Source organism: Providencia sp. PROV040, assembly GCF_032706145.1.
Lineage (GTDB): Bacteria > Pseudomonadota > Gammaproteobacteria > Enterobacterales > Enterobacteriaceae > Providencia > Providencia hangzhouensis.
In genome coordinates this window covers 1,307,335-1,331,477 of the sequence record NZ_CP120530.1, presented here as the reverse complement: position 1 = coordinate 1,331,477, position 24,143 = coordinate 1,307,335, and the positions used below count along the sequence as shown (strand labels likewise).

General features: G+C 39.0%; 24 protein-coding genes. 18 read left to right on the top strand and 6 right to left on the bottom strand.

Annotation, left to right across the window (positions count from 1 at the left end; translation table 11 throughout):
* The first annotated feature begins 61 nt into the window (after positions 1–61).
* The 7 genes from sfsA to panD all read left to right on the top strand — a co-directional run bounded on the left by sfsA (position 62) and on the right by panD (position 6,369).
* Positions 62–772, top strand: coding sequence for a DNA/RNA nuclease SfsA (gene sfsA / locus P3L40_RS06140; protein ID WP_004260493.1), 711 nt, complete (start codon positions 62–64; stop codon positions 770–772).
* A gap of 195 nt (positions 773–967) precedes the next feature.
* On the top strand, positions 968–1,423 hold the full coding sequence (gene dksA / locus P3L40_RS06135; protein ID WP_004260494.1) for an RNA polymerase-binding protein DksA: 456 nt from the start codon (positions 968–970) through the stop codon (positions 1,421–1,423).
* A gap of 729 nt (positions 1,424–2,152) precedes the next feature.
* The gene (gene pcnB / locus P3L40_RS06130) at positions 2,153–3,499 is read left to right on the top strand and encodes a polynucleotide adenylyltransferase PcnB (protein WP_206077539.1); all 1,347 of its coding nucleotides are present in this window, start codon (positions 2,153–2,155) and stop codon (positions 3,497–3,499) included.
* Positions 3,500–3,516: 17 nt separating this feature from the next.
* A complete protein-coding gene (folK, locus tag P3L40_RS06125; protein WP_136133977.1) occupies positions 3,517–4,008 on the top strand; it encodes a 2-amino-4-hydroxy-6-hydroxymethyldihydropteridine diphosphokinase in 492 nt (163 codons plus the stop codon).
* A gap of 58 nt (positions 4,009–4,066) precedes the next feature.
* Positions 4,067–4,858 carry a 3-methyl-2-oxobutanoate hydroxymethyltransferase gene (gene panB / locus P3L40_RS06120; protein WP_210853425.1) on the top strand — a complete coding sequence of 264 codons (792 nt, stop codon included), beginning with the start codon at positions 4,067–4,069 and terminating at the stop codon, positions 4,856–4,858.
* 30 nt (positions 4,859–4,888) lie between these two features.
* On the top strand, positions 4,889–5,752 hold the full coding sequence (gene panC, locus P3L40_RS06115; protein ID WP_036958293.1) for a pantoate--beta-alanine ligase: 864 nt from the start codon (positions 4,889–4,891) through the stop codon (positions 5,750–5,752).
* 236 nt (positions 5,753–5,988) lie between these two features.
* Positions 5,989–6,369 carry an aspartate 1-decarboxylase gene (panD, locus tag P3L40_RS06110; RefSeq protein ID WP_036958294.1) on the top strand — a complete coding sequence of 127 codons (381 nt, stop codon included), beginning with the start codon at positions 5,989–5,991 and terminating at the stop codon, positions 6,367–6,369.
* Between the two features lie 176 nt (positions 6,370–6,545).
* Here the strand turns inward: panD and can are convergent, their stop codons facing one another.
* Complete coding sequence (gene can, locus P3L40_RS06105; RefSeq protein WP_004260515.1) at positions 6,546–7,220, bottom strand: carbonate dehydratase; 675 nt, start codon at positions 7,218–7,220, stop codon at positions 6,546–6,548.
* 257 nt (positions 7,221–7,477) lie between these two features.
* Between can and P3L40_RS06100 the strand changes: the two genes are divergently transcribed.
* From P3L40_RS06100 to P3L40_RS06065, 8 genes are all read left to right on the top strand, one after another.
* Positions 7,478–8,419 carry an ABC transporter ATP-binding protein gene (locus tag P3L40_RS06100; protein ID WP_004260518.1) on the top strand — a complete coding sequence of 314 codons (942 nt, stop codon included), beginning with the start codon at positions 7,478–7,480 and terminating at the stop codon, positions 8,417–8,419.
* Positions 8,416–9,186, top strand: a complete 771-nt coding sequence (locus tag P3L40_RS06095; protein ID WP_004260522.1) for an ABC transporter permease — start codon at positions 8,416–8,418, stop codon at positions 9,184–9,186. Before P3L40_RS06100 ends, P3L40_RS06095 begins: the two co-directional genes overlap by 4 nt.
* A 748-nt stretch (positions 9,187–9,934) precedes the next feature.
* Complete coding sequence (locus P3L40_RS06090; RefSeq protein ID WP_210853423.1) at positions 9,935–10,480, top strand: fimbrial protein; 546 nt, start codon at positions 9,935–9,937, stop codon at positions 10,478–10,480.
* Between the two features lie 49 nt (positions 10,481–10,529).
* On the top strand, positions 10,530–11,207 hold the full coding sequence (locus tag P3L40_RS06085) for a molecular chaperone (RefSeq protein WP_210853420.1): 678 nt from the start codon (positions 10,530–10,532) through the stop codon (positions 11,205–11,207).
* Positions 11,208–11,228: 21 nt separating this feature from the next.
* Positions 11,229–13,811 carry a fimbria/pilus outer membrane usher protein gene (locus P3L40_RS06080; protein ID WP_136133975.1) on the top strand — a complete coding sequence of 861 codons (2,583 nt, stop codon included), beginning with the start codon at positions 11,229–11,231 and terminating at the stop codon, positions 13,809–13,811.
* 14 nt (positions 13,812–13,825) lie between these two features.
* Positions 13,826–14,848 (top strand): fimbrial protein, encoded by a 1,023-nt coding sequence (locus tag P3L40_RS06075; protein WP_004260537.1) that lies wholly within the window; start codon positions 13,826–13,828, stop codon positions 14,846–14,848.
* A gap of 16 nt (positions 14,849–14,864) precedes the next feature.
* Complete coding sequence (locus P3L40_RS06070; RefSeq protein ID WP_004260541.1) at positions 14,865–15,413, top strand: fimbrial protein; 549 nt, start codon at positions 14,865–14,867, stop codon at positions 15,411–15,413.
* A 9-nt stretch (positions 15,414–15,422) separates the two neighbouring features.
* The gene (locus P3L40_RS06065) at positions 15,423–15,968 is read left to right on the top strand and encodes a fimbrial protein (protein WP_096863285.1); all 546 of its coding nucleotides are present in this window, start codon (positions 15,423–15,425) and stop codon (positions 15,966–15,968) included.
* 107 nt (positions 15,969–16,075) lie between these two features.
* Here the strand turns inward: P3L40_RS06065 and hpt are convergent, their stop codons facing one another.
* Entirely contained in the window at positions 16,076–16,612 is a 537-nt protein-coding gene (hpt, locus tag P3L40_RS06060; RefSeq protein ID WP_004260548.1) for a hypoxanthine phosphoribosyltransferase, read from the bottom strand.
* Between the two features lie 126 nt (positions 16,613–16,738).
* Complete coding sequence (cueO, locus tag P3L40_RS06055) at positions 16,739–18,370, bottom strand: multicopper oxidase CueO (protein WP_210853418.1); 1,632 nt, start codon at positions 18,368–18,370, stop codon at positions 16,739–16,741.
* Between the two features lie 240 nt (positions 18,371–18,610).
* On the opposite strand from cueO, the gene P3L40_RS06050 reads away from it, so the two are divergent.
* Positions 18,611–18,958, top strand: a complete 348-nt coding sequence (locus P3L40_RS06050) for a YacC family pilotin-like protein (RefSeq protein ID WP_096863287.1) — start codon at positions 18,611–18,613, stop codon at positions 18,956–18,958.
* A gap of 59 nt (positions 18,959–19,017) precedes the next feature.
* Here P3L40_RS06050 and P3L40_RS06045 read toward each other — a convergent pair whose 3' ends face one another.
* Both P3L40_RS06045 and P3L40_RS06040 read right to left on the bottom strand, forming a co-directional pair.
* Entirely contained in the window at positions 19,018–20,067 is a 1,050-nt protein-coding gene (locus tag P3L40_RS06045) for an AbrB family transcriptional regulator (protein WP_210853416.1), read from the bottom strand.
* 196 nt (positions 20,068–20,263) lie between these two features.
* Positions 20,264–20,896, bottom strand: a complete 633-nt coding sequence (locus P3L40_RS06040; RefSeq protein WP_004260563.1) for a TetR/AcrR family transcriptional regulator — start codon at positions 20,894–20,896, stop codon at positions 20,264–20,266.
* A 372-nt stretch (positions 20,897–21,268) separates the two neighbouring features.
* On the opposite strand from P3L40_RS06040, the gene P3L40_RS06035 reads away from it, so the two are divergent.
* Together P3L40_RS06035 and P3L40_RS06030 are read left to right on the top strand one after the other, a co-directional pair.
* Positions 21,269–22,486, top strand: coding sequence for a Tm-1-like ATP-binding domain-containing protein (locus P3L40_RS06035; protein WP_110592268.1), 1,218 nt, complete (start codon positions 21,269–21,271; stop codon positions 22,484–22,486).
* 12 nt (positions 22,487–22,498) lie between these two features.
* On the top strand, positions 22,499–23,326 hold the full coding sequence (locus P3L40_RS06030) for a phosphoenolpyruvate hydrolase family protein (RefSeq protein WP_004260569.1): 828 nt from the start codon (positions 22,499–22,501) through the stop codon (positions 23,324–23,326).
* 62 nt (positions 23,327–23,388) lie between these two features.
* Here the strand turns inward: P3L40_RS06030 and P3L40_RS06025 are convergent, their stop codons facing one another.
* Positions 23,389–24,123, bottom strand: coding sequence for a hypothetical protein (locus tag P3L40_RS06025; RefSeq protein ID WP_004260570.1), 735 nt, complete (start codon positions 24,121–24,123; stop codon positions 23,389–23,391).
* Positions 24,124–24,143 lie beyond the last annotated feature (20 nt).

Genomic DNA, 24,143 nt, shown 5'->3' with positions numbered 1-24,143 from the left:
CATTGTAGCATTAGCCTCTTTTGCCAGTAAGCATATTACCGACAACGATAGCGGAGACCCCATGGAATTTGAACCCGCCTTACAACCAGCTACTTTGATTAAGCGTTACAAGCGCTTTTTGGCTGATGTTACTTTACCGAGCGGTGAAGAAATTACAATTCACTGTGCGAATACAGGCGCTATGACAGGTTGTGCTACCCCTGGTGATACCATCTGGTATTCGACGTCCAATAATACAAAACGCAAGTATCCGTATAGTTGGGAGTTAACCCAAACCACAAATGGCCACTTTATTTGCATTAATACCCTTCGTGCGAACCAATTAGTTGCACAAGCCTTAGCCGAAAAACACATTCCAGAATTATCCGAATACAGCGTAATAAAGCCTGAAGTTAAATATGGCACAGAAAATAGCCGAATCGATTTCTATCTCACGCAAAATGGATTACCAGATTGCTTTATCGAAGTAAAATCAGTAACTTTACTAGAAAATAATCAGGGGTTCTTTCCTGATGCAGTGACACTTAGAGGCCAAAAGCATTTAAGAGAGCTCATGCATATTGCGAAAGAAGGAAAAAGAGCCATACTATTGTTTGTTGCTTTACACACAGGTATTCACGTAGCATCTGCAGCGGCACATATTGATAAACAATATGCGCTCTTATTGGAGGAAGCGAGACAAAGTGGTGTTGAAGTGCTTTGTTATCAAGCTGATATAACTGTTCAACAAATGGTGTTAAGTAAGCAGATTCACTTTAACTCTATTAAATAAAGTTTTTTTAACCGTTTTTTATACGAGGCCGCAGAGTTCTGGGCGCTAAAAAGGGAATAAACACGCTCGCCCTCACAGCATTACAAAACTCATTGCAGGAACGATTGCCAAGAGCGCAGTCTTCTGCTATTTATAGCGACCTTAATTTTTCCCCCTTGGGGTTTTTGTAAAATTTGCGTGTGTAGGAGAAGCATTATGCAAGAAGGGCAAAAACGTAAGACATCGTCCTTAAGCATTCTCGCCATTGCTGGGGTTGAACCCTATCATGAAAAAGCTGGCGAAGAGTACATGAACGAGGCCCAGTTGGCGCATTTTAAGCTCATTCTCGAAGCATGGCGCAATCAACTCAGAGATGAAGTGGACCGGACTGTTACTCATATGCAAGATGAGGCAGCTAACTTTCCAGACCCCGTTGATAGAGCCGCTCAGGAAGAAGAATTCAGCCTTGAATTACGTAACCGGGACCGTGAACGTAAACTGATTAAGAAAATCGAAAAAACGCTGAAAAAAGTTGAAGATGACGACTTTGGCTATTGTGAATCATGTGGTGTAGAAATTGGTATCCGCCGTTTGGAAGCCCGTCCTACCGCTGATTTATGTATCGACTGTAAAACATTAGCTGAAATTCGCGAAAAGCAAATGGCTGGCTAGTGTCTATATGGAGTCCTGAACGGCGCATATTACTGCGCCGTTACAAGGGAACTCTACATTCTGTTATGTTCAGCTCAAGGCTTATTCCTTGCGTTAGCTATCACGTCATTCCATCCTCCCCCGCACCTTTCTGCTAATTAATTGGCGATAACGTCCTATCGTGCTCTTTTAAATAAGATAAACATTTACTTTCACGTAATTTTTTACGGAAATAGATTAGGTTGTTTTTTAACCCCATAGTTTGAAGTTGAATAATCATCTAACAACAAAAAAGCGCTTAAAATAAGGCTTCTAAACCTAGTTCTCTATAGTAAGATCGCTTTTTGAGCTATTATTTTGCGTAAATTTTATTGGTAACGTTTATAATTAGAGATGACTTTTATTCGTTTAACCATTCTCAAAGAAACTTCTGTGAGCTATGATTAGCCGCTTATTTTTGTTTAATGAATATTGGTAATGACATCGAGGTGTACTATTTTTAACCGAGTAGCAAATTTCTGCCGTAATATTTTATCTCGCAATACAGACGCATCCCCTGAAGATGTAGAACAACATCGTGATACTTCGCGAGATATACAGGCAGCCGGTAAAAGGCCAGTCACTCATTCTGCTCATGCGCAAACCGCATCTAAAGAGCAGAACACTGCTCAACCCCATAAAACAGCCCCTATTAAAAAAACGGTTCGTCAATCTCAACGTGCCGATTCAACACCTGAGAAGCGCCCTACAATGACAACCGTAAACGACGAAAACATTACTGTTATACCGCGTTCCGAACATCCTATTTCGCGTAGTGATATTAGTGACAATGCATTAAAAGTACTGTATCGCTTAAATAAAAGTGGCTTTGAAGCCTACTTAGTGGGGGGGGGTGTGCGTGATTTGCTTTTAGGCCAAAAGCCTAAAGACTTCGATATAACTACGAACGCAACACCTGAGCAGATCCGCAAATTATTTCGTAATTGCCGTCTAGTTGGTCGTCGTTTCCGTCTAGCCCATATTATGTTTGGCCCCGAAATTATTGAAGTTGCAACTTTCCGTGGCCACCATGACCAAAATGTGTCAGATGACAAAAACTTATCTGCACAAGCGCAAAACGGTATGTTGTTACGCGATAACATCTTTGGTTCTATTGAGGAAGATGCGATTCGTCGGGACTTCACCGTTAATAGCCTATATTACAATATTGAAGACTTCACATTACGTGACTACGTTAATGGTTTGAAAGACCTCAAAGCTGGCGTTATTCGTTTAATTGGTGACCCTGAAACGCGCTATCGTGAAGACCCAGTCAGAATGCTAAGAGCGGTACGTTTTGCCTGCAAATTAAATATGAGCATCGAGCCGAAAACCGCAGAGCCAATTTACCAACTCGCTCATTTATTGAGAGAAATTCCATCTGCTCGGTTATTTGAAGAATCACTCAAATTACTCCAAGCAGGCCAAGGTTACGCGACTTATAAAATGCTCAAAAAATATGGTTTGTTTGAGCAACTTTTCCCTGTTGTCGCAAGCCGATTTACTGATAACAGTGATTCGCCAATGGAAAAAATCATTGAGCAAGTCCTCAAAAATACTGATTTCAGACTAAAAAATGATAAGCGTGTTAACCCTGCTTTTTTATTTGCTGTTATGTTATGGTACCCAGTTACTGAGCATGCTGAGAAGCTATCTCAAGAAGGCGGGTTGGCCTATTACGACGCCTTTGCGCTGGCAATGAATGATATATTAGATGAACAGTGCCGCTCGATTGCGATCCCAAAACGCATTACAACCACTATGCGTGATATTTGGTTATTGCAATTACGCTTACCTCGCCGCCAAGGTCGTCGCGCAAATAAACTCATGGAGCACCCAAAATTCCGTGCAGCGTTTGATTTATTAGAATTAAGAGCCAATGTTGAGCACCGCAACGAGTTACAAGAGTTAGCGTTATGGTGGACTGATTTTCAACAAGCGAATAATATCAAACAGCGTGAAATGATTTCGGAATTAGGTAGTGCCCCTACTCGCCGCCGCCATCGCCCACGTTCATCACAAGGTGGAACCGGCGCGCGCCGGCCGAATAAGTCATAATAGATAGAGAGAATACAATGGAACAAGTCTATATTGCTGTAGGAAGTAACCTTGGTGAGCCGCTGCTACAGGCACAGCAAGCTATTGCAGCATTAGATGCTATTCCTAATAGCCGCGTTGTTTCTACTTCTTCTGTTTATCGAACCAAGCCATTAGGCCCACAGGACCAGCCAGATTTTTTGAATCTGGCTGTGCTACTAGAAACAAGCCTTGAGCCCGAGGTTCTTCTTAACTATACACAAAAAATCGAACTTGAACTTGGCCGTGTACGCAAAGAGGAACGTTGGGGGCCACGAACGCTTGACCTAGATATCATGCTTTTTGGTAACCGTATCATCAATACTGAACGGTTAATCGTTCCACATTATGGGCTAAAAGAGCGTGAGTTTATGTTGTATCCGCTTAGCGAAATCGCCCCTTCTCTTGTTTTTCCTGATGGCGAAAAGCTTTCAGAAAGACTCACACAAGTCCCTCGAAATGGCCTAACGTTTTGGGATATTCCAGCCTAAAATGTTCAACCTCTTATGAGGTATGGTCGCAGGGAGATCATTTCCGGAGGTTATTATAATGAAACCAATTTCTCTGGCTGATTTATGTCAGTTTAAAAAAGACAAACACAAATTTGCAACCATGACAGCCTATGACTCAAGCTTTGCTCAATTATTTTATGAGCAAGGTATTCAGGTGATGCTCGTTGGAGACTCCCTAGGAATGACAATCCAAGGTGAATCATCTACTTTACCTGTGACTGTCGAGCAAATTGCTTACCACACCCGATGCGTTCGCAAAGGTGCACCAAACGCCTTCATTATTGCAGATATGCCATTCATGAGTTACGCCACACCAGAACAAGCTTGTTCTAATGCAGCAATTTTGATGCAAGCGGGTGCAAACATGGTGAAAATTGAGGGTGGCAGCTGGTTATGTGATACCGTAAGAATGCTAGGAGAACGTTCTGTTCCTGTGTGTGGTCATCTCGGTTTAACACCACAAGCCGTGAACGTTCTTGGCGGTTATAAAGTTCAAGGACGCGATGAGGTCACGGCAAATCAATTACTCAAAGATGCGATTGCATTAGAAAATGCAGGTATCCAATTATTAGTTCTCGAATGTGTTCCAACTGCCTTAGCAAGCCATGTTTCTGAAGAACTGCTATTACCAGTGATTGGTATTGGCGCAGGAAATGGAACTGATGGACAAATCCTTGTTATGCATGATGCACTGGGTATTACCGCACGAGCGCCTAAATTTGCTAAAAACTTTTTAGCTCAAGCAGGCAACCTTCATGATGCTATTCGTATGTATATCCAAGAAGTGGAAGATGGCATTTACCCAAGTGAAGCACATTCTTTTTCTTAATTGATGCCAGTAATTATAAGGAACACACGTATGCTTATCGTTGAAACGGCACTTATCTTACGCCGTGAAATTCGTCGTTGGAAACAAGAAGGTAAACGTATTGCACTTGTCCCAACGATGGGTAATTTACACGATGGTCACTTAACACTCATTGACCAAGCGAAAAAACAGGCTGATATTGTGATTGCCAGTGTATTCGTGAACCCTATGCAATTTGATAGGCAATCTGATTTAGCCAATTACCCACGAACTTTGCAAGAAGATTGCGAAAAATTAAAGCGTCGTGATATCAATTTAGTTTTTGCACCTTCCCCGCAAGAATTCTACCCAGAAGGGATGGAAAAACAGACTTTTGTTGAAGTTCCTGAGTTATCGACCATGTTAGAAGGCGCAAGCCGTCCCGGTCATTTTAGAGGTGTCGCAACGGTTATCACTAAGCTATTCAATTTAGTTCAGCCTGATATTGCCTTGTTTGGTGAAAAAGATTACCAACAGTTGCAATTAATTCGCAAATTAGTTTCTGACTTATCATTTGATACTCAAATTGTTAGTGTCCCAACGGTTAGAGCTAAAAATGGCCTAGCACTGAGTTCACGTAACAATAATTTGTCAGCAGAAGAGCTAAAAATAGCGCCTAAGCTGTATCAAATTATGCAACAAGCGGGTGAAAAATTAGTGGCTGAACCTAGCGCATCTGAGGTTATTATTGAAGAGATGAATAATAGCTTACGTGAAGCCAGTTTTACCCCTGATGAGCTATTTATTCGCGATGCAGAGACGTTGTTACCACTTGGTGATTCCAGTAAACGTGCGGTTATTTTAATGGCGGCATGGTTAGGTCAAACGCGTCTTATTGACAATTTACAAGTTGACCTGCAACGCGATATTGCATAAAACAATAAGACTTATAACACTATCACAGCAACCATCTTGCTGCGTTGCTAAGCCTGTTGCGACTTATATACACGTAGTCAACAACGCTGCAGTTTTGAAGGCACTATGATTTTATTCAAAGTCATTCAGATTGCAGCTAGGCGGCAAGTAAGTGAGTCCCTAGGAGCATACATAAGTATGTGACTAGGGCGAACGCACGTAGTCAACAACGCTGCAATTTGAAGGACGAAGAAGAAATGTTAAGAAGAATGTTACAAGGTAAACTCCATCGCGTCACAGTCACACAGGCAGACCTACACTACGAAGGGTCATGTGCGATTGATCAGAACTTCATGGATGCTGCTGGGATCCTTGAATATGAAGCCATTGATATCTATAACGTCGATAATGGTGAGCGTTTTTCAACCTACGCGATTTCTGGTGAGCGCGGTTCAAAAATTATCTCAGTTAATGGTGCTGCTGCACGCCGTGCCGCGGTAGGCGATAAACTCATTATTTGTTCATATGTACAAATTGACGATGAAGATGCGCGCACGCATAAACCGAAGGTTGCTTATTTTGATGAAAACAATGTCATGAGCAGGGTGGCTAAAGCGGTGCCTGTACAAGTCGCTTAATATAAGAAAGCACCATTCTATAGCGCTTGAGATTGTTGATAAAGCGGGATAAATACCTATTTTTCCCGCTTTGTTTTATCTGCCCAACGTTAATAAGTTGTTTTTTAGGGTTTTACTTTCAAAGCTTGCTCTAATTGCTGATGACATAATAGGTTTACCAGCAATCAGAGGGCAATTTAGCAATCCTTTTTACTTAAATTATTTTTTTGCGTTAATGTCGCAATTGCTTCACGGTAACAAAGTTCAAGTTTTTCTCTGCTATCCGCCGTAATATGAAGGTCTTGCAATCGGCCATTGTTAATACCGTAGACCCAGCCGTGGATCATGACTTTTTGACCGCGTTTCCACGCTGATTGCATAATGGTAGAGTGGCCTAAATTATAAACTTGTTCCACAACATTTAGTTCACATAAACGGTTAAGTCGCTCGCAAGGTTTTAATTCACCTAACATAGAGCTGTGTCTGTACCAAATATCACGTATGTGTAATAACCAATTATTGATTAAGCCGAGTTCGGTATTATCAACAGCCGCTTCAATACCACCACAACCATAGTGACCACAAATAATGATGTGCTCAACTTGTAAGACATCAACGGCATATTGAATAACAGATAAACAATTAAGATCCGTGTGGATAACTAAATTAGCAACATTACGGTGAACAAAAAGGTCGCCAGGTGCTGCGTTAATTAGCTTTTCTGCAGGTACTCGACTGTCTGAGCAGCCTATCCATAAGAATCTTGGCTTTTGCGCTTTTGATAATTCTTTGAAGAATTCAGGATCTTGCTCTTTTACTGATGCTGACCATGCTTCATTGTTAGCAAACAGTTCTTCTATTTTTCTCATCATGACTTATAGCCTAATTGTGTTACTTTGCGATAAAATCTTATACAGCATTTATTGATTAATTAATAATTAGTTATACTAATTTTAATGCCCTTATGATGAACCTCTCCTTTAGACAAAACAACCCTAAATTAGTAACATATTGAATTATCTTAGATAAATTAATTATCTCTTTTCTGCATAACATAGGACAGAAAAAAGTGGCATCATTAGGATATATTGCCGCCAAACTATCTTAAGAATAAAGGTTTTTTTTACATATGACATATGCACTTGAATTATCGCAGTTAACCAAAACCTACCCCGGTGGTGTAAGAGCCTTGCGAGGAATCGACTTAAGCGTTGAAGATGGCGATTTTTATGCTTTGCTAGGACCAAATGGTGCAGGTAAATCAACTACAATCGGGATTATCAGCTCATTAGTGAATAAAACGAGTGGAAGTGTAAAAGTTTTTGGTTATGATTTAGAAAAGCAAGTTGTACAAGCAAAACAACAACTTGGTTTAGTGCCTCAAGAATTCAATTTCAACCCTTTTGAGACAGTACTACAAATCGTCCTTAACCAAGCGGGTTACTATGGAGTCACTCGTTCAGTTGCTGTAGAACGTGCCGAACAGTATCTGACTCAACTTGATTTATGGGAAAAACGCAATGAGCGTGCCCGCAATCTATCAGGTGGAATGAAACGCCGTTTAATGATTGCTCGTGCTTTAATGCACCAACCAAAATTATTAATACTCGATGAGCCAACAGCAGGAGTGGATATCGAGTTACGTCGTTCTATGTGGACATTTTTGAAGAATCTAAACGCTCAAGGGACGACAATCATTTTAACAACTCACTATTTAGAAGAAGCTGAAATGCTGTGCCGTAATATTGGTATTATTCAACATGGTGAGCTAGTTGAAAATACAAGTATGAAACAACTACTTAGCCAACTAGAATCAGAAACTTTTATTTTTGATCTAATGCCCAAAAGTCCTGTTCCTCAATTATTAGGGTATGAATCTCGTTTGATAGACACATCAACACTTGAAGTGGATGTAAAAAGAGAGCAAGGCCTAAATAGTGTTTTTAGCCAATTCAGCGAGCAAGGTGTACAAATTTTAAGTATGCGTAATAAAGCGAACCGTTTGGAAGAGTTATTTGTTAATTTAGTCAAAAAAGAAAGCCATGCGGCCGAGAAGGAGATTGTAAAATGATCTCATTGTACTGGGTAGCATTAAAAACTATTTGGATAAAAGAAGTCACTCGATTTGGTCGTATCTGGGTACAAACCTTATTACCACCAGTCATTACAATGTCACTATACTTTGTCATTTTTGGTAATTTAATTGGCTCAAGAATTGGTGATATGGGTGGTGTGGACTATATGCAATTTATAGTTCCGGGGTTAATCATGATGGCAGTTATCACTAACTCTTACTCTAATGTCTGCTCTTCATTTTTTGGTTCTAAATTTCAAAAGAATATTGAAGAGTTACTGGTTGCACCTGTTCCAACACACATAATTATTGCTGGTTTTGTTGGTGGAGGTGTTGCTCGTGGGATCCTAGTTGGTTTTTTAGTCACGTTAGTGTCACTATTTTTTATTCCACTACAAGTCCATTCATGGGTTATGGTTGTAGTAACCTTGTTGCTAACCGCTATTGTATTTTCACTTGCTGGGCTATTAAATGCAATTTTTGCTAAGACGTTTGATGATATCAGTATCGTTCCTACTTTTGTCCTAACACCGTTAACTTATTTAGGTGGTGTCTTTTATTCGCTATCCTTATTACCGCCAGTTTGGCAGGCTATATCTAAATTAAACCCTATCGTGTATATGATTAGTGGATTTAGATATGGATTCCTAGGTATTGCAGATGTATCAATCGCAATTACTCTTGGTGTACTGATGATTTTCTTGATAGTTTTTTATTTACTAACTTGGTATTTGATTGAACAAGGTAGAGGGTTACGCAGTTAATTTAGCCTAGATTATAAATAATAAAAAGGTCATATCTATCGTTGTCATTCAGCTAATTAGATATGGCCTTTTATTTTTAAGTAAAATCACTTAATCAAGCAAAGAATATTCTCGATAAAAAATCAAAACTAAAGTAAATTTAATAAAAAATTATATATTAAAGAGAGTTTACTACCCCTTTAATTTAAACCATAAATAGTTTCTTGTTGAAAACATTAAAATTCATGGTCTTATCATTCATTTTATTTACCTGGAAAAGGTAAAAATAAAAAGGTGATTTTATAGCACTGCCAGATCATATCTTATGAGTTTTCACATTTCCCCTACAGCAAATAAGCTTTAAATACCTTAAATACTAACTTTGGAAATTTTTAATACCACGCATCTCGTATAATAAGAATATTGGCCTGCATATATCCGTTAAATTATATTTCAAACGAAATACAATGTTACAGTTACTTAAATAATATTTAAATTTAATTTTAATATGATTGTTATCGTTAACAGTTAAGAAAATGTCAGTTTATTGGATTATTCATCTATATTATTAACTTAAAAGTGTTATTTCAAAGTTAAACATCGCAATCTAAGCAAAATACTTAAAATTACTCGTTTAATGGATTTACTTTAAAAACACTAATATAATTTTGATGTGTGAAATATATGGGATAATAGTTATTAAAAAATAACTTAGTCATCTAACCTGAATATAATTAATGATTCTTTACTAGATAGATAAGAGGTTCCTATGATTTTTAAAAAGTCAGTATTAATGGCATCAATTATTATGGTTTCATTATCAAGTGTGGCACATGCTGCAATTGATAGCGGTAATGCTAAAGGCACCATAAATTTCAAAGGTCAATTTATTGATACGACTTGTACTATTGAAGTTAATAATACAAACAAAAATGAAGGTGTAGTGCAACTTGGCACTTGGATGACTAACACCTTCGATAAAGTCGGTGAATTAACTGATGCAGTTCCTTTAACAATAGGCTTGAGTGGCTGCCCTGCAACATTAGCACGTGCTCGCGTCACCTTCGGAGGAACCGCACACTCAGATAACAACCAATTATATGCTGTCAATGAGGCTGAAGGTGTTGGTATTGGTATTTCTGGTGATGTTAACGGAACAAATTTCTATACTCCAGACACAGAAGCTGATGGTATTGATTTGAAAGGTAATAGTGGCGAAAAAACATATTATGCGCGTTACGTTACAACCGCAAATGAAGTTACTGCTGGTAAAGCAAACGCTGACGTTACTGTCACTATTCAATATAACCAATAGTTCACTGAATTAAGGGAACATTCGTTCCCTCTTTTTATAGGGGAAAATTTTGAAAAAGCATCTCATTTCATTAGCGCTTTTATTTATGACGACTCTTAATGCAAACGCCAGTGTTATTTTAGGTGGCACTCGTGTTATTTATGAAGGCAATAAGAAAGAAGCTTCAATTTCAGTGAGAAATGATGACAAAACACCTTATCTTGTACAATCTTGGGTCAATAATTTTAATAATAATGATAAGCAAAAAGTACCGTTTACTGTAACTCCTCCACTTTTTCGCATTGAACCTGAATCAGCCAATGCTATTCGAATTGTTTTAACAGATTCTCAGTTACCCTCTGATAAAGAATCAGTTTATTGGCTAAATGTTAAATCAATTCCACCATCTGACCCAAATGCAACAAATAATTTAACGATTTCAATTAATAACAAGATTAAATTATTTTATCGCCCTGCAGATTTACCAACAGCAGAAGCATTAATTGCGTATGAAAAATTAACCTTTAAAAAACAAGGAAGCTATTTAAAAGCAAATAATCCAACGCCTTATTATGTTTCATTCGGGGAGTTGAAGGTTGGTAATAAAGAAATTGCAGAACCAGGCATGGTCCCTCCTCTGGGCGAAGCGTCATGGAATATTTCGGGAACTCAAGCAAACCAAGTTACTTGGAGTGCAATTAATGACCATGGATCGATAACGAAAGCGAAAACTCAGACATTAAAATAATCAGTTGGAAGAACATTCATTATGCGCTGCATTTCAAGAAAGCAACATCCATTAAATCGTCATTATGACGCGATAACCGATTTGCATAATGGGGTAACTTATTTTCGATTAAAAAAAATATGTCAGGTAGTAACTGCAATAATTTTGGCTGGAATAAGCATTAGTCATGTATCTGCGGAAGATTATTTTAGTCCTAGCTCACTCAGCGTCATTGATGGCCAAAATATTGCAGATCTACCTAATTTAGACCAGTTTGCTAACCCTGGAGGCCAGTTAGCGGGAGAATATCATGTCGATATTATCGTAAATGGTATTTTAATGGATTCTAAGGTTATCGAATTTGTTAAGGATGATAAATCAAGCCAATTAATTCCACGCATAACAAAAGAAGAATTAGCACTTTGGGGAGTTAAAGTTAATTCTATTCCAGCATTGGCTGCACTTTCTGCTGGGCAATATATAGGCCCAATAGGCGAATATATACCCGAGGCAAAATCTACGCTTGAATTGAATCAACAGAAGCTGAATATCTCAATACCTCAAATTGCTATGAATAAACAAGCATTAGGTACTGTTCCCGCTAGTCAATGGGAAAATGGTGTTCCTGCTTTAATCTTAAATTATTATTATAGTGGTTCAAACAATTGGAGTCGTAATAACGCCAAAGATACAAACTCTCATTATTTCAACCTTCGTAGCACTGGAAATCTAGGCCCATGGCGTTTAAAAAACTATTCGACTTATACGGATAATAGTGGAGAACGCGAATGGAAAAACATTGAGACTAGCTTAGAAAGAGGGATTAATTTCTTAAAATCTCAATTAGTGATTGGTGACACAGCGACACCAAGTGAGATTTTTGATGGTTTTCAATTCCGTGGTATTCAATTACAAAGTGATGAATCCATGCTACCTAGTTCAATGAGAGGTTTTGCTCCCATTATTAGGGGAATAGCTCAAAGTAACGCAGAAGTTACGATTAAACAAAATAACTATGTTATTTATCAATCCTATGTCTCTCCAGGTGCATTTGAAATTGATGATTTATACCCAACAGGGACTAGCGGTGACTTAACCGTTATAATTAAAGAAGCGGATGGTACTGAACGCTCATTTACTGTTCCGTTCTCATCAATTGCTATTATGCAGCGAGAAGGGCAACTCAAGTATTCATTAACGGGGGGAAAATATAAATCTAATGCCTCCGGTGAAGTAGAACCTGATTTCCTGCAAAGTACTTTTATTTATGGGTTACCAAAAGGTATTACTGGGTACGTTGGAACTTTACTATCAAAAAATTACCAATCTTATGCGATAGGAATGGGAATTAATTTAGGTAGTTTGGGAGCACTATCGGCTGATGTTACACAAGCAAATAGCCAAAATTTATTAGGGAAAGAAGATACCGACAGTGGGCAGTCATATCGTTTTCAATACTCCAAAAACGTGACCTCGACTGGTACATCTGTAACTTTAGCTAACTATCGTTACTCAACGGAAGGTTTTTATTCATTCAGTGAAGCTAACAGTAATCAACCTAAAATATATCGCGATAATAAAAAAAATCGCTTTCAAATCTCACTAAATCAGTCACTAAATGAATTCGGTAATATTTATTTTTCTAGTTATCAGCAAGATTATTGGAACCGTTCGGGTAAAGAACGCTCATTAAATGCAGGTTATAACAAAAGCTTTGATGGGATCACTTATAACTTTAATTACAGTTATTCTGATAGTGCTTATCAACGTAAAGCTGATAATTACTTCTCTTTTTCAGTTTCTATTCCACTTAATAATACATCCGGCAATTACACATCGATAAATAGTAGTATTACAGCGGATAACAGCGGCAATGCAGACGCAATGATGGGAGTAAGTGGTACTCTTGGCGAAAAAAATAATATTAATTACGCTGTTCAGCAGTCATATGGAAATAAAGAAACTCGTGGTAGTGGAAATGCCTCGGCATCTTATCGAGGAAGTTACGGTGTTGCTAATGCGGCCTATGGCTATGATAGATATTCACAGCGAGCAAACTACGGTTTAACAGGGGCGGTTGTTGCTCATCCATATGGCATCACTTTAGCTCAGCCTATCTATGATTCTTTCGCGATTATTCGAGCTCCGGGTGCGGAAAATGTGCAAGTTTTAAATCGAGCTAATATTTCAACCGATTCTCGAGGTTACGCCATTGTGCCTTATCTCAATCCTTATACTAAAAATGAAATATCCCTCAACATTGACTCTTTACCTGAAAATGTTGAATTAAAAACCAATACAGTTAATGCGGTACCAACAAAAGGCGCCGCAATTTTGGCAAGCTACCAAACTCATGTAGGTTACCGATTATTATTTAATGTTACTCATAATGGAAAACCAGTGCCTTTCGGTGCAATGGCCCAATTCGCTCAAAGTGATGACCAAAATATGAGCTCAGGTATTGTCGGTGATAATGGTGATGTGTATCTCAGTGGGATGCCAGAGCAAGGGCGGCTACAAATTAAATGGGGTAAAAACCAAGAAGATCAGTGTGTTGCCGAATATAAATTAACCGCTGAACACTTGAAGCATCATTTACCCATATTGCCCGTCAACTGCCAATAAAATAGGTTTTGAATATGAATATAAAACAAATTATTGCTTTGGTTGGTATTACCTTGTTTTCATTTAACGCGCTCAGTGTCGGGCAGTTTCGTATCAATTTAGGGGATTTAGAAATTGATACGGCAGCTCATAAACTTCCCCGTGAAGCGATATTGGGTAATGGCTGGAAGCAATTTGAATCTACAGGGAATCAAGAATTATGTGTTGCTGAAGGGCCGGGAAACTTTAATTTTACTCCTCAAGTAAATAGCCAACCCGTAGGAATGGTGATTAATGATGGATCAGGGAGTTACCCCGTTTTTAGCACTGGCATTAATGGCGTGGGTTATGTCATGGCATTAAGGCAAAAAGGAACGAGCCAATGGTATCCATTAACAGGAAATAATAGCGAAATTAGTGCCATTGATGGCTCATCATCGCTACAACTTGAAACACGAATGATGTATGTCAAAACCGTTCAAGGAGATATTGAAGGAACGGATAAAGCTGTTACACATTTTAATCCAGTCAAAGTGCAATGCAGTGGTGATATGAATTGGGTCTCATCAGTAGGGGAAATATTGCCTGCATCAACATTGATTTCATGGGCACAACGCACTTGTGCAGTTTCATCAGTTCGACAATCGGTCGACCTCGGCGTCCATGACATCGCTAAAGTTCGCTCGTTAAATATAGGAGATACCTTTGGCCATGCTCAACAGTCGATTACGATTAACTGCCCTGCCATCATGTCTGTAGCCTACACCGTAGCTGATAACTTGCATCCAAGTAATATAAATACAGATATTATTTATTTAGAAAATGAAAGCGAAAACCCTGGGTTTGCGGTGCGAGTATACGAAGCGGGTCAATCTTCCCCATTGAAATTAGGAGGAGACCGTACCTTATCCAACAATTATGTCTATTCCTTGCTGGATAAAGCAAGTCTGAGCCCCATTGTCACAAAAACATTTGAATTCAGATATGTCAAAACATCAAATGAAGTGAAGGCAACTCATGGTAATGCACAGGTTACGGTTACCCTTGTGTATAAATAATCAAGGGTCATTATTTATGAAACATAATTTAAATCTATTTGTACTGTTTTTTATATCTCTAATGCCAATGAATGTGATGGCTGTGGATGCCTATATCAAGGTGAATTTCACAGGTTCGATTAAAGGTGAAACGTGTAGCATATCTTCTGCTGCGCAAGGTGTTGATTTAGGAATGTGGTTTTTAGAAGGTGATGGAAGCAACTTCCCTCGTAACTCAGTGACGGATTGGGTGGAATTTGATTTGGTTTTTAATTGTTCAACAGTAAATCGACAAGTGAGTGGCGCCTTAGAAGGAACTCCTGCTGCACTAGATAGAAAGCTATTTGAGTTGGATCAGACTGAAGGTTCAGCGAGCGGAATGGCAATTCAAGTTGAAGCTTATTCACCCGAGCGCAAACGTTGGGAAGCAAAAAATGCAAATGAAGTCAGCACCTTAATTAGTGCGGCAGGGACAATTTCAGGAACTAATACAGTTCAATTGCGCGCACGCTATAAGCAATTAGCAAATAGCGCAACACCAGGTACGGCAAATGCCTCTATTACATTCGTTGTACGAAATAATTAAGGGGAAGCAATGAATAAAAAAATTCAATATACAATTCATTGCCTTGTAACAATGATTTTATTTTTTTCTGTTAAATCATTTGGTTACGATGCCATTTTTAATATTACAGGGCGAGTGTCTTCTAATACCTGCTCCGTCCAATCATCAAGAATACAAAATGTTCATCTTGGTGATTATACTATTGGTCAGTCCGGCTTTGGCAGTGGTGTCAACACGCAAAGCAAAGATGTGAGATGGCAGATTGATTTTGATTGCGATAAAGACACTAAAATTAATATTGCTCTTCAAGGACGTCAATATTCAGGTTCTAACACAGTTCTAGATATAGATAACTCTTCTGATAGAGCCAGAGGTGTTGGAATAAGAATAGAATACAGTAATGACCGAACGTTGTGGTATAGGATGGGAATAGGTGGCCGAGGCACTTTGGTTTCCCCGTCAAATGTTGACGGAAAACTATCGATATACTTTAACTCGTATTATATACAAATGGAAAAAACGATTCTTCCAGGTAAAGCCAATGCGACTATGGACGTAGAAGTGACTTACGAATAATAGAAAAACGCCCTACTGTGGCGCTCAGCACACTGCTAAACCTATTATGTGTGGTGACAACAAGAAGGACCGCTAAACGCGGCTCTTCTTTATAAGGTCACCAAATATTATTCTTCAAGTAACGTTACATGACCAATATAAGGCAGATGACGATATTGTTGAGCGTAGTCGATACCGTAACCCACCACAAATTTGTCTTCAATAGAATAACCAATCCACTCAACAGGAACCTGCACTTCGCGACGTGAAGGTTTATCCAGTAATGTACAAATAGCGACAGATTTAGGGCCACGTAATTCGAAAATTTCACGAACTTTATTTAAAGTATTACCAGAGTCGATAATATCTTCGACGATTAATACGTGTTTATCACGGATATCTTCGTCCAAATCTTTGACAATTTTAACATCACGGCTCGATGTCATCGCATTGCCATAACTTGAAACAGTCATAAAATCGACTTCATGAGGAACATCAATCTTACGGCATAAATCAGCCATAAAAATAAATGAACCTTTCAGCAAGCCAACAAGGACTAATTCACCATCAAGCTTTTGATAATGAGCACTAATTTTATCAGCTAATTCACTAATTCGTTGAGCAATCTCTTCTTCAGAGATCATCACTTCAAGGGTATGTTTCATCTTCTATTACGCATCTATGGGAATGGAAAGCACGTAATTTTAACATAGGCAGCACGCATATACTAATAAAGGAAAATACAGTGCTAAAATTTCACACTGCATTTTCTCTGAAAATAAATATTGCTGTTAACTGACAGTGAAGCCCAACATCATTCCTGTATCTTCATGCTCCAAAAGATGGCAATGGGCCATATAAGGGTGCTGTTGAGTTGCAGGGTGTTTAAACTCGACTAAAATTTCACTCACCTGCCCTTCCACTTTAACAATATCTTTCCACCCTTGACGATGAGGCGCTACGGCTTGGCCGTTTTCTTTTAGGATACGAAAACGTGTGCCATGAACGTGGAATGGGTGCAACATCATATCGCCACGCCCTGAAACGACCCAAATTTCTTGCTGATTCATAGGGGCATTGAATGCGGGATGCGTCATTGAGAAAACTTGCCCATTAATAGTATTCGCATTATGAATATCCAAACCATCAGAACCTGTACCACAGTGGCCGCCACTTCCCATTTTGCCATTCATATTTCCATGATTCATATTTCCATGGTTCATATTACCTGCATTCATGTTACCGTGGTTCATATTCCCCATCATTGCACCATGACCGCCCATGTTACCCATGGCCTGGTCACCATATTTTTCACGTAACATCATCATGCCTTGCATGTCCAAACGCATATCCATCATTAAGTGGAAACGACGGCGATTTAAGCCAGCAAGAGAAGGAATAGCAGACATTGCTGCAAGTGTTGATGGTAAGTCACCTTCTCCCTTCGTCAACGTTGTTTCAATACGCAGTACTGGCAAAGGCTGGTCAAATGGTACGATCGTCATACCCATTTGCCCGACAGGTAAAGTTACCAAATCGAATGCACGACCATCGGAGGCATCAATTAATACTTCAAAACGCTCTCCCATCAAGATAGGTAATTCTGTTACCGCAATCGGCTCGGCTAATAAACCACCATCACTCGCAACGACATACATTTTACGTCCATCACTGGTGGAAATATTTAAACTTCTAGCATTACAGCCATTCAATAACCTTAAGCGCAGCCAACCTTTCGGGGCAACATGTTTAGGATAAACAGCACCATTCGTTAGCATGATGTCACCGAACCACCCCACAGCCGCACTCATCACATCAAGCTGGTAATCAATTTGCCCATCATCTTTTAAGCGTTTGTCTTGCAAAATGACAGGAATATCATCAACACCCCAATCGCTTGGTAAGCCGTGTTTTGTGCTGTCATCATCTTTAATTAATACAAGACCAGCTAACCCCATCGCCACTTGGTAGCCGGTTTTTCCATGAGTATGAGGATGGAACCAACATGTCGCTTCGCTTTGATTTACCGTAAAATTCACTTTACGGCTTGTATCTGGTTCGATTATCGCTTGAGGGCCGCCATCTTGCTCACCTGAAATCTCTAAACCGTGCCAATGAACCGTGGTGTCTTCTGCCAGTTTGTTAATAATATTGATATTAACATTTTGTCCATTTTTCAAACTAATTGCAGGGCCTAATAAATTACCGTTATAACCCCATGTCGTCGTTTGCTTTCCTGGAACAAATTGCGAAACACCCTGCTGAATAACAACCTGAATGTTGCCTTGCGCATCAGGCTCCAATAAGGGTGGAATCGCTAATGTTGGATAATTTCCTGCTGCGACCGCGATGCGGCTCCAAATAGGCAGCGCACTTGCAGCATATGTGATAGCACTTAACTTAAGAAAATCGCGACGTAGCATTGATAACCTTCCTTTTATTTATCAAATCGATAATCATCAGTGGTGTAATTTATGACAAATTACACTTTCGAAGCAAAACATGGTTTAATGGAGGTATGATAAAGCTTCCCCTTACAGGAAGGTCAATAAAGCCACTCTAAAAATGTGGGTTTATTACATGGATTTAAGAAAAATATAGTTGACTAACAATTCTATTCTTATGCTAACGTAACTTGACATAGAAAACAGATAGAATAACGAATGCGCAAATTTATATTGATGTCATGCTTAATGACTCTGTTAGGGATAACCAATTCTGCCAGAGCCCTTTCCAACAACGAAGCTGAAGATCTTGCTGATCTCACAGCTGTTTTTATTTATCTAAAATATGATTGCGGGTATTCACAAATCCCAGATAGAGAAATTGAACGTGCCATTGTTTACTTTGCTAAAAGTAACAAATGGGACCTTAGCAACTATAATGCGGAAAAAATGACCGCTCTTAACAAAGAAAGTTATAGTGACCTAAAAGGGATACCACTCACCACTGAGTTTAAATGCCAGTCCCTTGCACGGGATTCTCTTGGCCTCTTTGCTTACGTCAAGTGAGCTGATAAGAAAGCCCATCAAGAAAACATGCCAAAATATCGCCTGCATGTTTTCTTTCTTTACTCTAAATTATTCTTTCTTTTCTGCCTTCTTTCTTGCCAAAACAAAGCTATCGATGGAATACTTTGAATAATTACCATCCTGATAATATGGTTTGACATAACAAAGCCTGCATCTAAATTCATGGTAATTGCTGCGAATGTCATCGCTTCCATACTTCCCGGGGCCCAAGCTAGCAGTAACACCGAAATATCATAGCCCGTAATCCAAGATGCAAATACCGTGATAAGAAAAGTCAGCACGATATTAACCACCACGACTTGAGCTGAAGAGTATATATTTTTAATCAACGAGGAAAGTGGGAACACAATGAAATGGTTACCAATGTTCATCCCAATCAATACCATGCTCAGTTCAGTCAACATCAGTGGAAAATTCAATGGGATATCAGCCCAACCTTGAATGAGTGTAGCCGCCGCTAATGACGTCAACATAAAAGGCGCAGGAACTTTTAAACGCTGCAAAATGGCCCCTGAAATCACCCCAACAGCAATAATAAGCAGTAGCCATCCCGTTGAAATTAATGTCAATTCTGGCAATTCTATTATCGGTTGTGGGTCACCATCACTGCCAACAACAATTCCTGCTAATAAGATAAGAATAATTAAGCGGATTGTATGGGAAATAACAATTTTCTGAGGCGGTGTATGGGTGTGGTCTGTTAATGCGAGGATTGCCGCCATAGCACCGGGTACAGAGCCAAGCATTGCCTCTTGTTTTGTCCAACCGACTTTCCGGTAAAACCAAAAAAAACTAAACGAAAATTGCACAACCAAACAAACAACTAACATCAATAATAAAAGAAATAAATTGTCCGCTTCATTAAGAGATACTTGATTGAACATCAAGCCCACGGAGGTTCCCAATGTGACTTGAACAAAACTAATGGTGTGTTTAGGAATTGCGAAGGAAATACCAAAACGATGAAAAATGATAATGGCAATGATCGGGCCAAACATCAATGCAAGGGGAACTCCTAGGTAAGTAAGCCCGCCACCGATTAAAGCACAGATGGAAATCCCACCTATCATTTTTAATAATTTCTTCATATGGTATTAACCATTAAGTCTTTTTATATCCCTAATTTATATCATATTATTTAAGCCATATGGCTTTAGTTTTTATTTATTTATCACCCTAGTGATATCCACCAACATTTATCTATTTATTAGGTTTTGATCTTATTATTTTAACTTGGTCTGAAAAAATCTTTTTAACTTAGATTGACACGGTACAGTGAAAAATTTATTTCCTTCTCTTTATGTTATCAGCATGAGCTTGGTTCATAACCGCTTTGGACATCCATTGTGCTAATTGTGTTACTTGAGCATCATCCATTTTCCAAATATCTTTTAGTACTAAAAATATTTCAGAACCATAAATAACAGAAAAAGCACGAATCACTTTATCAATAATTTCTTGCGGATATTCTGATTTCATTGGCGATGTGACCATTGCAAGAATTTCTTTACGATTACCGCGTTCTAGACGCTTATCTTTAATGCTTTGTGGAGCTGCTCGCCCCTGTGCCCACTGCTGTAATGATACTTGCAGCGCGGCTCGTAAAACACCTTCATGTTCAAACATACGTGGAAAAGCATAGGTTAATAGCTCGTCAATACGCTCTTCGGTTTGCTCACTTTGCGGGCGCCAAGTTAAAATAGGACCTAAACTTTCATTAACCGTTGCGGTAATTAAATCGGCTTGTGTCGGAAAATAACGATAAGCTGTCGCACGAGAAACTCCCGCCTCAAGTGCCAACTCAGAAACAGAAGGCATCGCCCCTTTTTCAAATAAATCTAAAGCCGTCTTAATCAACAATACATAGGTTCGTTTTCGTGTCCCTTTGTATTCTGAATGTGAATTAGTTTTAGACATTAATTTATCCTTAAAATACTGTCACTTACTATAAAATGAGTTAGAGCTCATGAAAACATATAAGTGTGAATAGGTAAATGCACTTGGTTGATGATTTAAAGAAATTATTCATAAAGGTGATTTAAAAGTAATAGCAAAAATCATAACAATCACAATTATATCTTTTAAATATCCAAATATACTCAAAATAGCTCAGGTCTATAAATAATAATTTATACTATTTTATCAATAGGATAAAAACATTATCAGTCAATAACGTCATAATAAACCAGAAATGAGACTACAATCTCATTTTACAATCAACCACAATGATACTATAGTCTCATTATGATGAAAAATTCAACGCTCGTTTTACTCTGAAAGGGTTTGTATATGAAAAAACATCCGGGTTTTATTTATATTGTAACGACGCTTGACACTAAAAGTGCTGAACTATTTTATGTTAGTGAATTAATCAAAAACGCCGGATTGGCGGTACGTACTGTTGACCTGACAACACAACCAACGCAATTAGAAAAAAACGCAGATATCAGCGCACACACTGTCGCAAGTTTTCATCCACTTGGTACTGAGGCCGTTTTCTGTGGTGACCGCGGTAAAGCCATTGAAGCTATGGCACAGGCTTTCAGCCTTTATCTTGCCGCACAAACAGATGTTGCCGCTATTCTTGGTTTAGGTGGTTCGGGTGGAACCGCACTCATTACACCCGCCATGCAAGTATTGCCCGTAGGTATTCCAAAATTAATGGTTTCCACAATGGCATCAGGGGATATTTCTGGTTATATCGGCGCGAGTGATATTTCGATGATGTACTCCGTCACTGATGTATCAGGTTTGAATATCATTTCCCGCAAAGTATTAAAAAATGCTGCTAATCAAATAGCAGGAGCTGTTTGGTTTGACGACGAAGAACAACCGCATGACTTAAAACCAGCAATTGCACTAACCATGTTCGGAGTAACGACCCCATGCGTACAGCAGCTCACAACAGAGTTAGAGGCGCAATATGACTGTCTAGTCTTCCATGCGACTGGCAGTGGTGGCAAAGCCATGGAAAAACTGATTGATAGCCAGTTATTACATTCTGTTTTAGATATTACAACCACCGAAGTATGTGATTATTTATTTGGTGGGGTATTAGCGTGTGATGAAGACCGTTTTGGTGCCATTGAACGCACTCAAACCCCTTGCGTGATGTCTTGTGGAGCTCTCGATATGGTGAATTTCGGCCGCCCTTCGACTGTGCCCGAACACTACCAAAATCGCTTATTTTATCATCACAACGCTCAAGTCACTTTAATGAGAACGACCAAAGAAGAAAATCAGCAAATGGGTCGTTGGATTGCAGAAAAATTAAATCGTTGTAATGGTGAAGTGCGCTTTATCATCCCAACAGCAGGCTTTTCAGCATTAGATGTTGATGGTGCTCCATTTTGGGATCCTATCGCAGATCAAGCCTTCATTGATGCTTTAACAGCAAATTTAATAATAACAGAGAAAAGACAACTTATTTTGAGTCCTTATCATATTAACTCCACAGAGTTTTGTGACCAGGTTATTCAGCTTCACCAGGAAATTTTGAACAAATAATAGAGGTTAACTATGAAACATAACCGCGCAGATTTATTAAAAAAATTTAGAGACATGATTGCTCGGGGAGAACCAATCATCGGTGGTGGCGCAGGAACAGGGCTATCTGCTAAATGTGAAGAAGCGGGCGGTATCGATTTAATCGTTATCTATAACTCAGGCCGTTACCGCATGGCAGGTAGAGGTTCACTTGCAGGCTTATTAGCCTATGGCAATGCGAATGAAATCGTTATGGATATGGCAAAAGAGGTTTTACCCGTAGTAAAACATACTCCTGTCCTTGCGGGTGTGAATGGAACAGACCCATTCTGCCAATTCGATAAATTCCTTGATGATATCAAAGCAACAGGTTTTGCAGGAGTGCAAAATTTCCCTACCGTCGGCTTAATTGATGGCAATTTCCGCGCCAACTTAGAAGAAACCGGAATGGGTTATGGGTTAGAAGTTGAGATGATCCGTCTCGCTCATGAGAAAGATTTGCTCACTACGCCTTACGTTTTTAGCGCTGAAGATGCCATTGCGATGACTAAAGCTGGTGCCGACATTATTGTGCCACATATGGGGCTAACGACTGGGGGGAATATTGGAGCAGAAACCGCCCTGACGCTCAAAGATTGCGTTCCACTAATCAATGAATGGGCAAAAGCGGCAAAATCAGTACGCGAAGATGTGATTGTTCTGTGCCACGGTGGCCCAATAGCCACCCCTGAAGATGCTGAATATATTTTAGCCAACTGCCCTGATTGCCATGGTTTCTATGGTGCCAGCTCAATGGAACGTTTACCAACAGAAGTAGCATTAACCGCCACCACACAAAAATTTAAATCAATTACACGTTAGTTTTTTTACTTTATATTTTGCCAACACCAGGCGCCTACTTCGGTAGGCGTTTTTTTATCTTTCTAGCCACGAAAGTTACTTCCCTTTTTCTGGTAAATAGAATGCCCTTTGCATAAGAAATGTGTTAGACAAGCCATAAATATAGGCATACCAAAGTAGAGCACGCCAAAGGCAAAAGCCACATGGGGTTTCTCCGGGAATTCACCACCGCTAGAAATACTCGAATAATAGTCAATCGACCTTAAATATTCAGGCGTTAATCCGCCATAAGGCACGAGGAAAGATAAAATTAACACCGAGAAAATACAGAACATAAAATTGAGTGCCATTAATGCTGAATAGCCCATATTTTCTGAACGTTCTTGCTCTGTTCGGCTGGTTAAACCAAAAAGCATTCGATTGGCAACAGTGGCACTGTATAAATATAAAATTAATGGGGAATCACCTAATACTGACATATTGATGGCCAGTGCAAAAAGACCATAGAAAAGAGCAAATAACGTTAATACTCGCCAATCACGAAATACCGCCATAAAGACGCCCGAGTGAACTAAAATAAATTCAAAAATCAGGATCAACGTCAGGTTATAAATAATTTCTACCGTATAGTATTCAGGAAAAAACCATACAGATAGAATAAAACCAACATAAAACAATGAAAAACCGTAGTTTATTATTTTAGAAAAAGCACGAATAATACTGAAAGAATGCGGGTTCTCCTTCACACTTTTTACTGAAGATTGTTCTGGGAAAAAACCTTGGTTTTTATCTTTCCCATTCCTTGGTGGTTTTACCATTAGCTCACTCCATCTCACCA

Excerpts from the sequence above, each read along its gene's own strand:
- sfsA (WP_004260493.1), top strand. The coding sequence starts at position 62 with ATGGAATTTGAACCCGCCTTACAACCAGCTACTTTGATTAAGCGTTAC.
- dksA (WP_004260494.1), top strand. The coding sequence starts at position 968 with ATGCAAGAAGGGCAAAAACGTAAGACATCGTCCTTAAGCATTCTCGCC.
- pcnB (WP_206077539.1), top strand. The coding sequence starts at position 2,153 with ATGACAACCGTAAACGACGAAAACATTACTGTTATACCGCGTTCCGAA.
- folK (WP_136133977.1), top strand. The coding sequence starts at position 3,517 with ATGGAACAAGTCTATATTGCTGTAGGAAGTAACCTTGGTGAGCCGCTG.
- panB (WP_210853425.1), top strand. The coding sequence starts at position 4,067 with ATGAAACCAATTTCTCTGGCTGATTTATGTCAGTTTAAAAAAGACAAA.
- panC (WP_036958293.1), top strand. The coding sequence starts at position 4,889 with ATGCTTATCGTTGAAACGGCACTTATCTTACGCCGTGAAATTCGTCGT.
- panD (WP_036958294.1), top strand. The coding sequence starts at position 5,989 with ATGTTAAGAAGAATGTTACAAGGTAAACTCCATCGCGTCACAGTCACA.
- can (WP_004260515.1), bottom strand. The coding sequence starts at position 7,220 with ATGATGAGAAAAATAGAAGAACTGTTTGCTAACAATGAAGCATGGTCA.
- P3L40_RS06100 (WP_004260518.1), top strand. The coding sequence starts at position 7,478 with ATGACATATGCACTTGAATTATCGCAGTTAACCAAAACCTACCCCGGT.
- P3L40_RS06095 (WP_004260522.1), top strand. The coding sequence starts at position 8,416 with ATGATCTCATTGTACTGGGTAGCATTAAAAACTATTTGGATAAAAGAA.
- P3L40_RS06090 (WP_210853423.1), top strand. The coding sequence starts at position 9,935 with ATGATTTTTAAAAAGTCAGTATTAATGGCATCAATTATTATGGTTTCA.
- P3L40_RS06080 (WP_136133975.1), top strand. The coding sequence starts at position 11,229 with ATGCGCTGCATTTCAAGAAAGCAACATCCATTAAATCGTCATTATGAC.
- P3L40_RS06075 (WP_004260537.1), top strand. The coding sequence starts at position 13,826 with ATGAATATAAAACAAATTATTGCTTTGGTTGGTATTACCTTGTTTTCA.
- P3L40_RS06070 (WP_004260541.1), top strand. The coding sequence starts at position 14,865 with ATGAAACATAATTTAAATCTATTTGTACTGTTTTTTATATCTCTAATG.
- P3L40_RS06065 (WP_096863285.1), top strand. The coding sequence starts at position 15,423 with ATGAATAAAAAAATTCAATATACAATTCATTGCCTTGTAACAATGATT.
- hpt (WP_004260548.1), bottom strand. The coding sequence starts at position 16,612 with ATGAAACATACCCTTGAAGTGATGATCTCTGAAGAAGAGATTGCTCAA.
- cueO (WP_210853418.1), bottom strand. The coding sequence starts at position 18,370 with ATGCTACGTCGCGATTTTCTTAAGTTAAGTGCTATCACATATGCTGCA.
- P3L40_RS06050 (WP_096863287.1), top strand. The coding sequence starts at position 18,611 with ATGCGCAAATTTATATTGATGTCATGCTTAATGACTCTGTTAGGGATA.
- P3L40_RS06045 (WP_210853416.1), bottom strand. The coding sequence starts at position 20,067 with ATGAAGAAATTATTAAAAATGATAGGTGGGATTTCCATCTGTGCTTTA.
- P3L40_RS06040 (WP_004260563.1), bottom strand. The coding sequence starts at position 20,896 with ATGTCTAAAACTAATTCACATTCAGAATACAAAGGGACACGAAAACGA.
- P3L40_RS06035 (WP_110592268.1), top strand. The coding sequence starts at position 21,269 with ATGAAAAAACATCCGGGTTTTATTTATATTGTAACGACGCTTGACACT.
- P3L40_RS06030 (WP_004260569.1), top strand. The coding sequence starts at position 22,499 with ATGAAACATAACCGCGCAGATTTATTAAAAAAATTTAGAGACATGATT.
- P3L40_RS06025 (WP_004260570.1), bottom strand. The coding sequence starts at position 24,123 with ATGGTAAAACCACCAAGGAATGGGAAAGATAAAAACCAAGGTTTTTTC.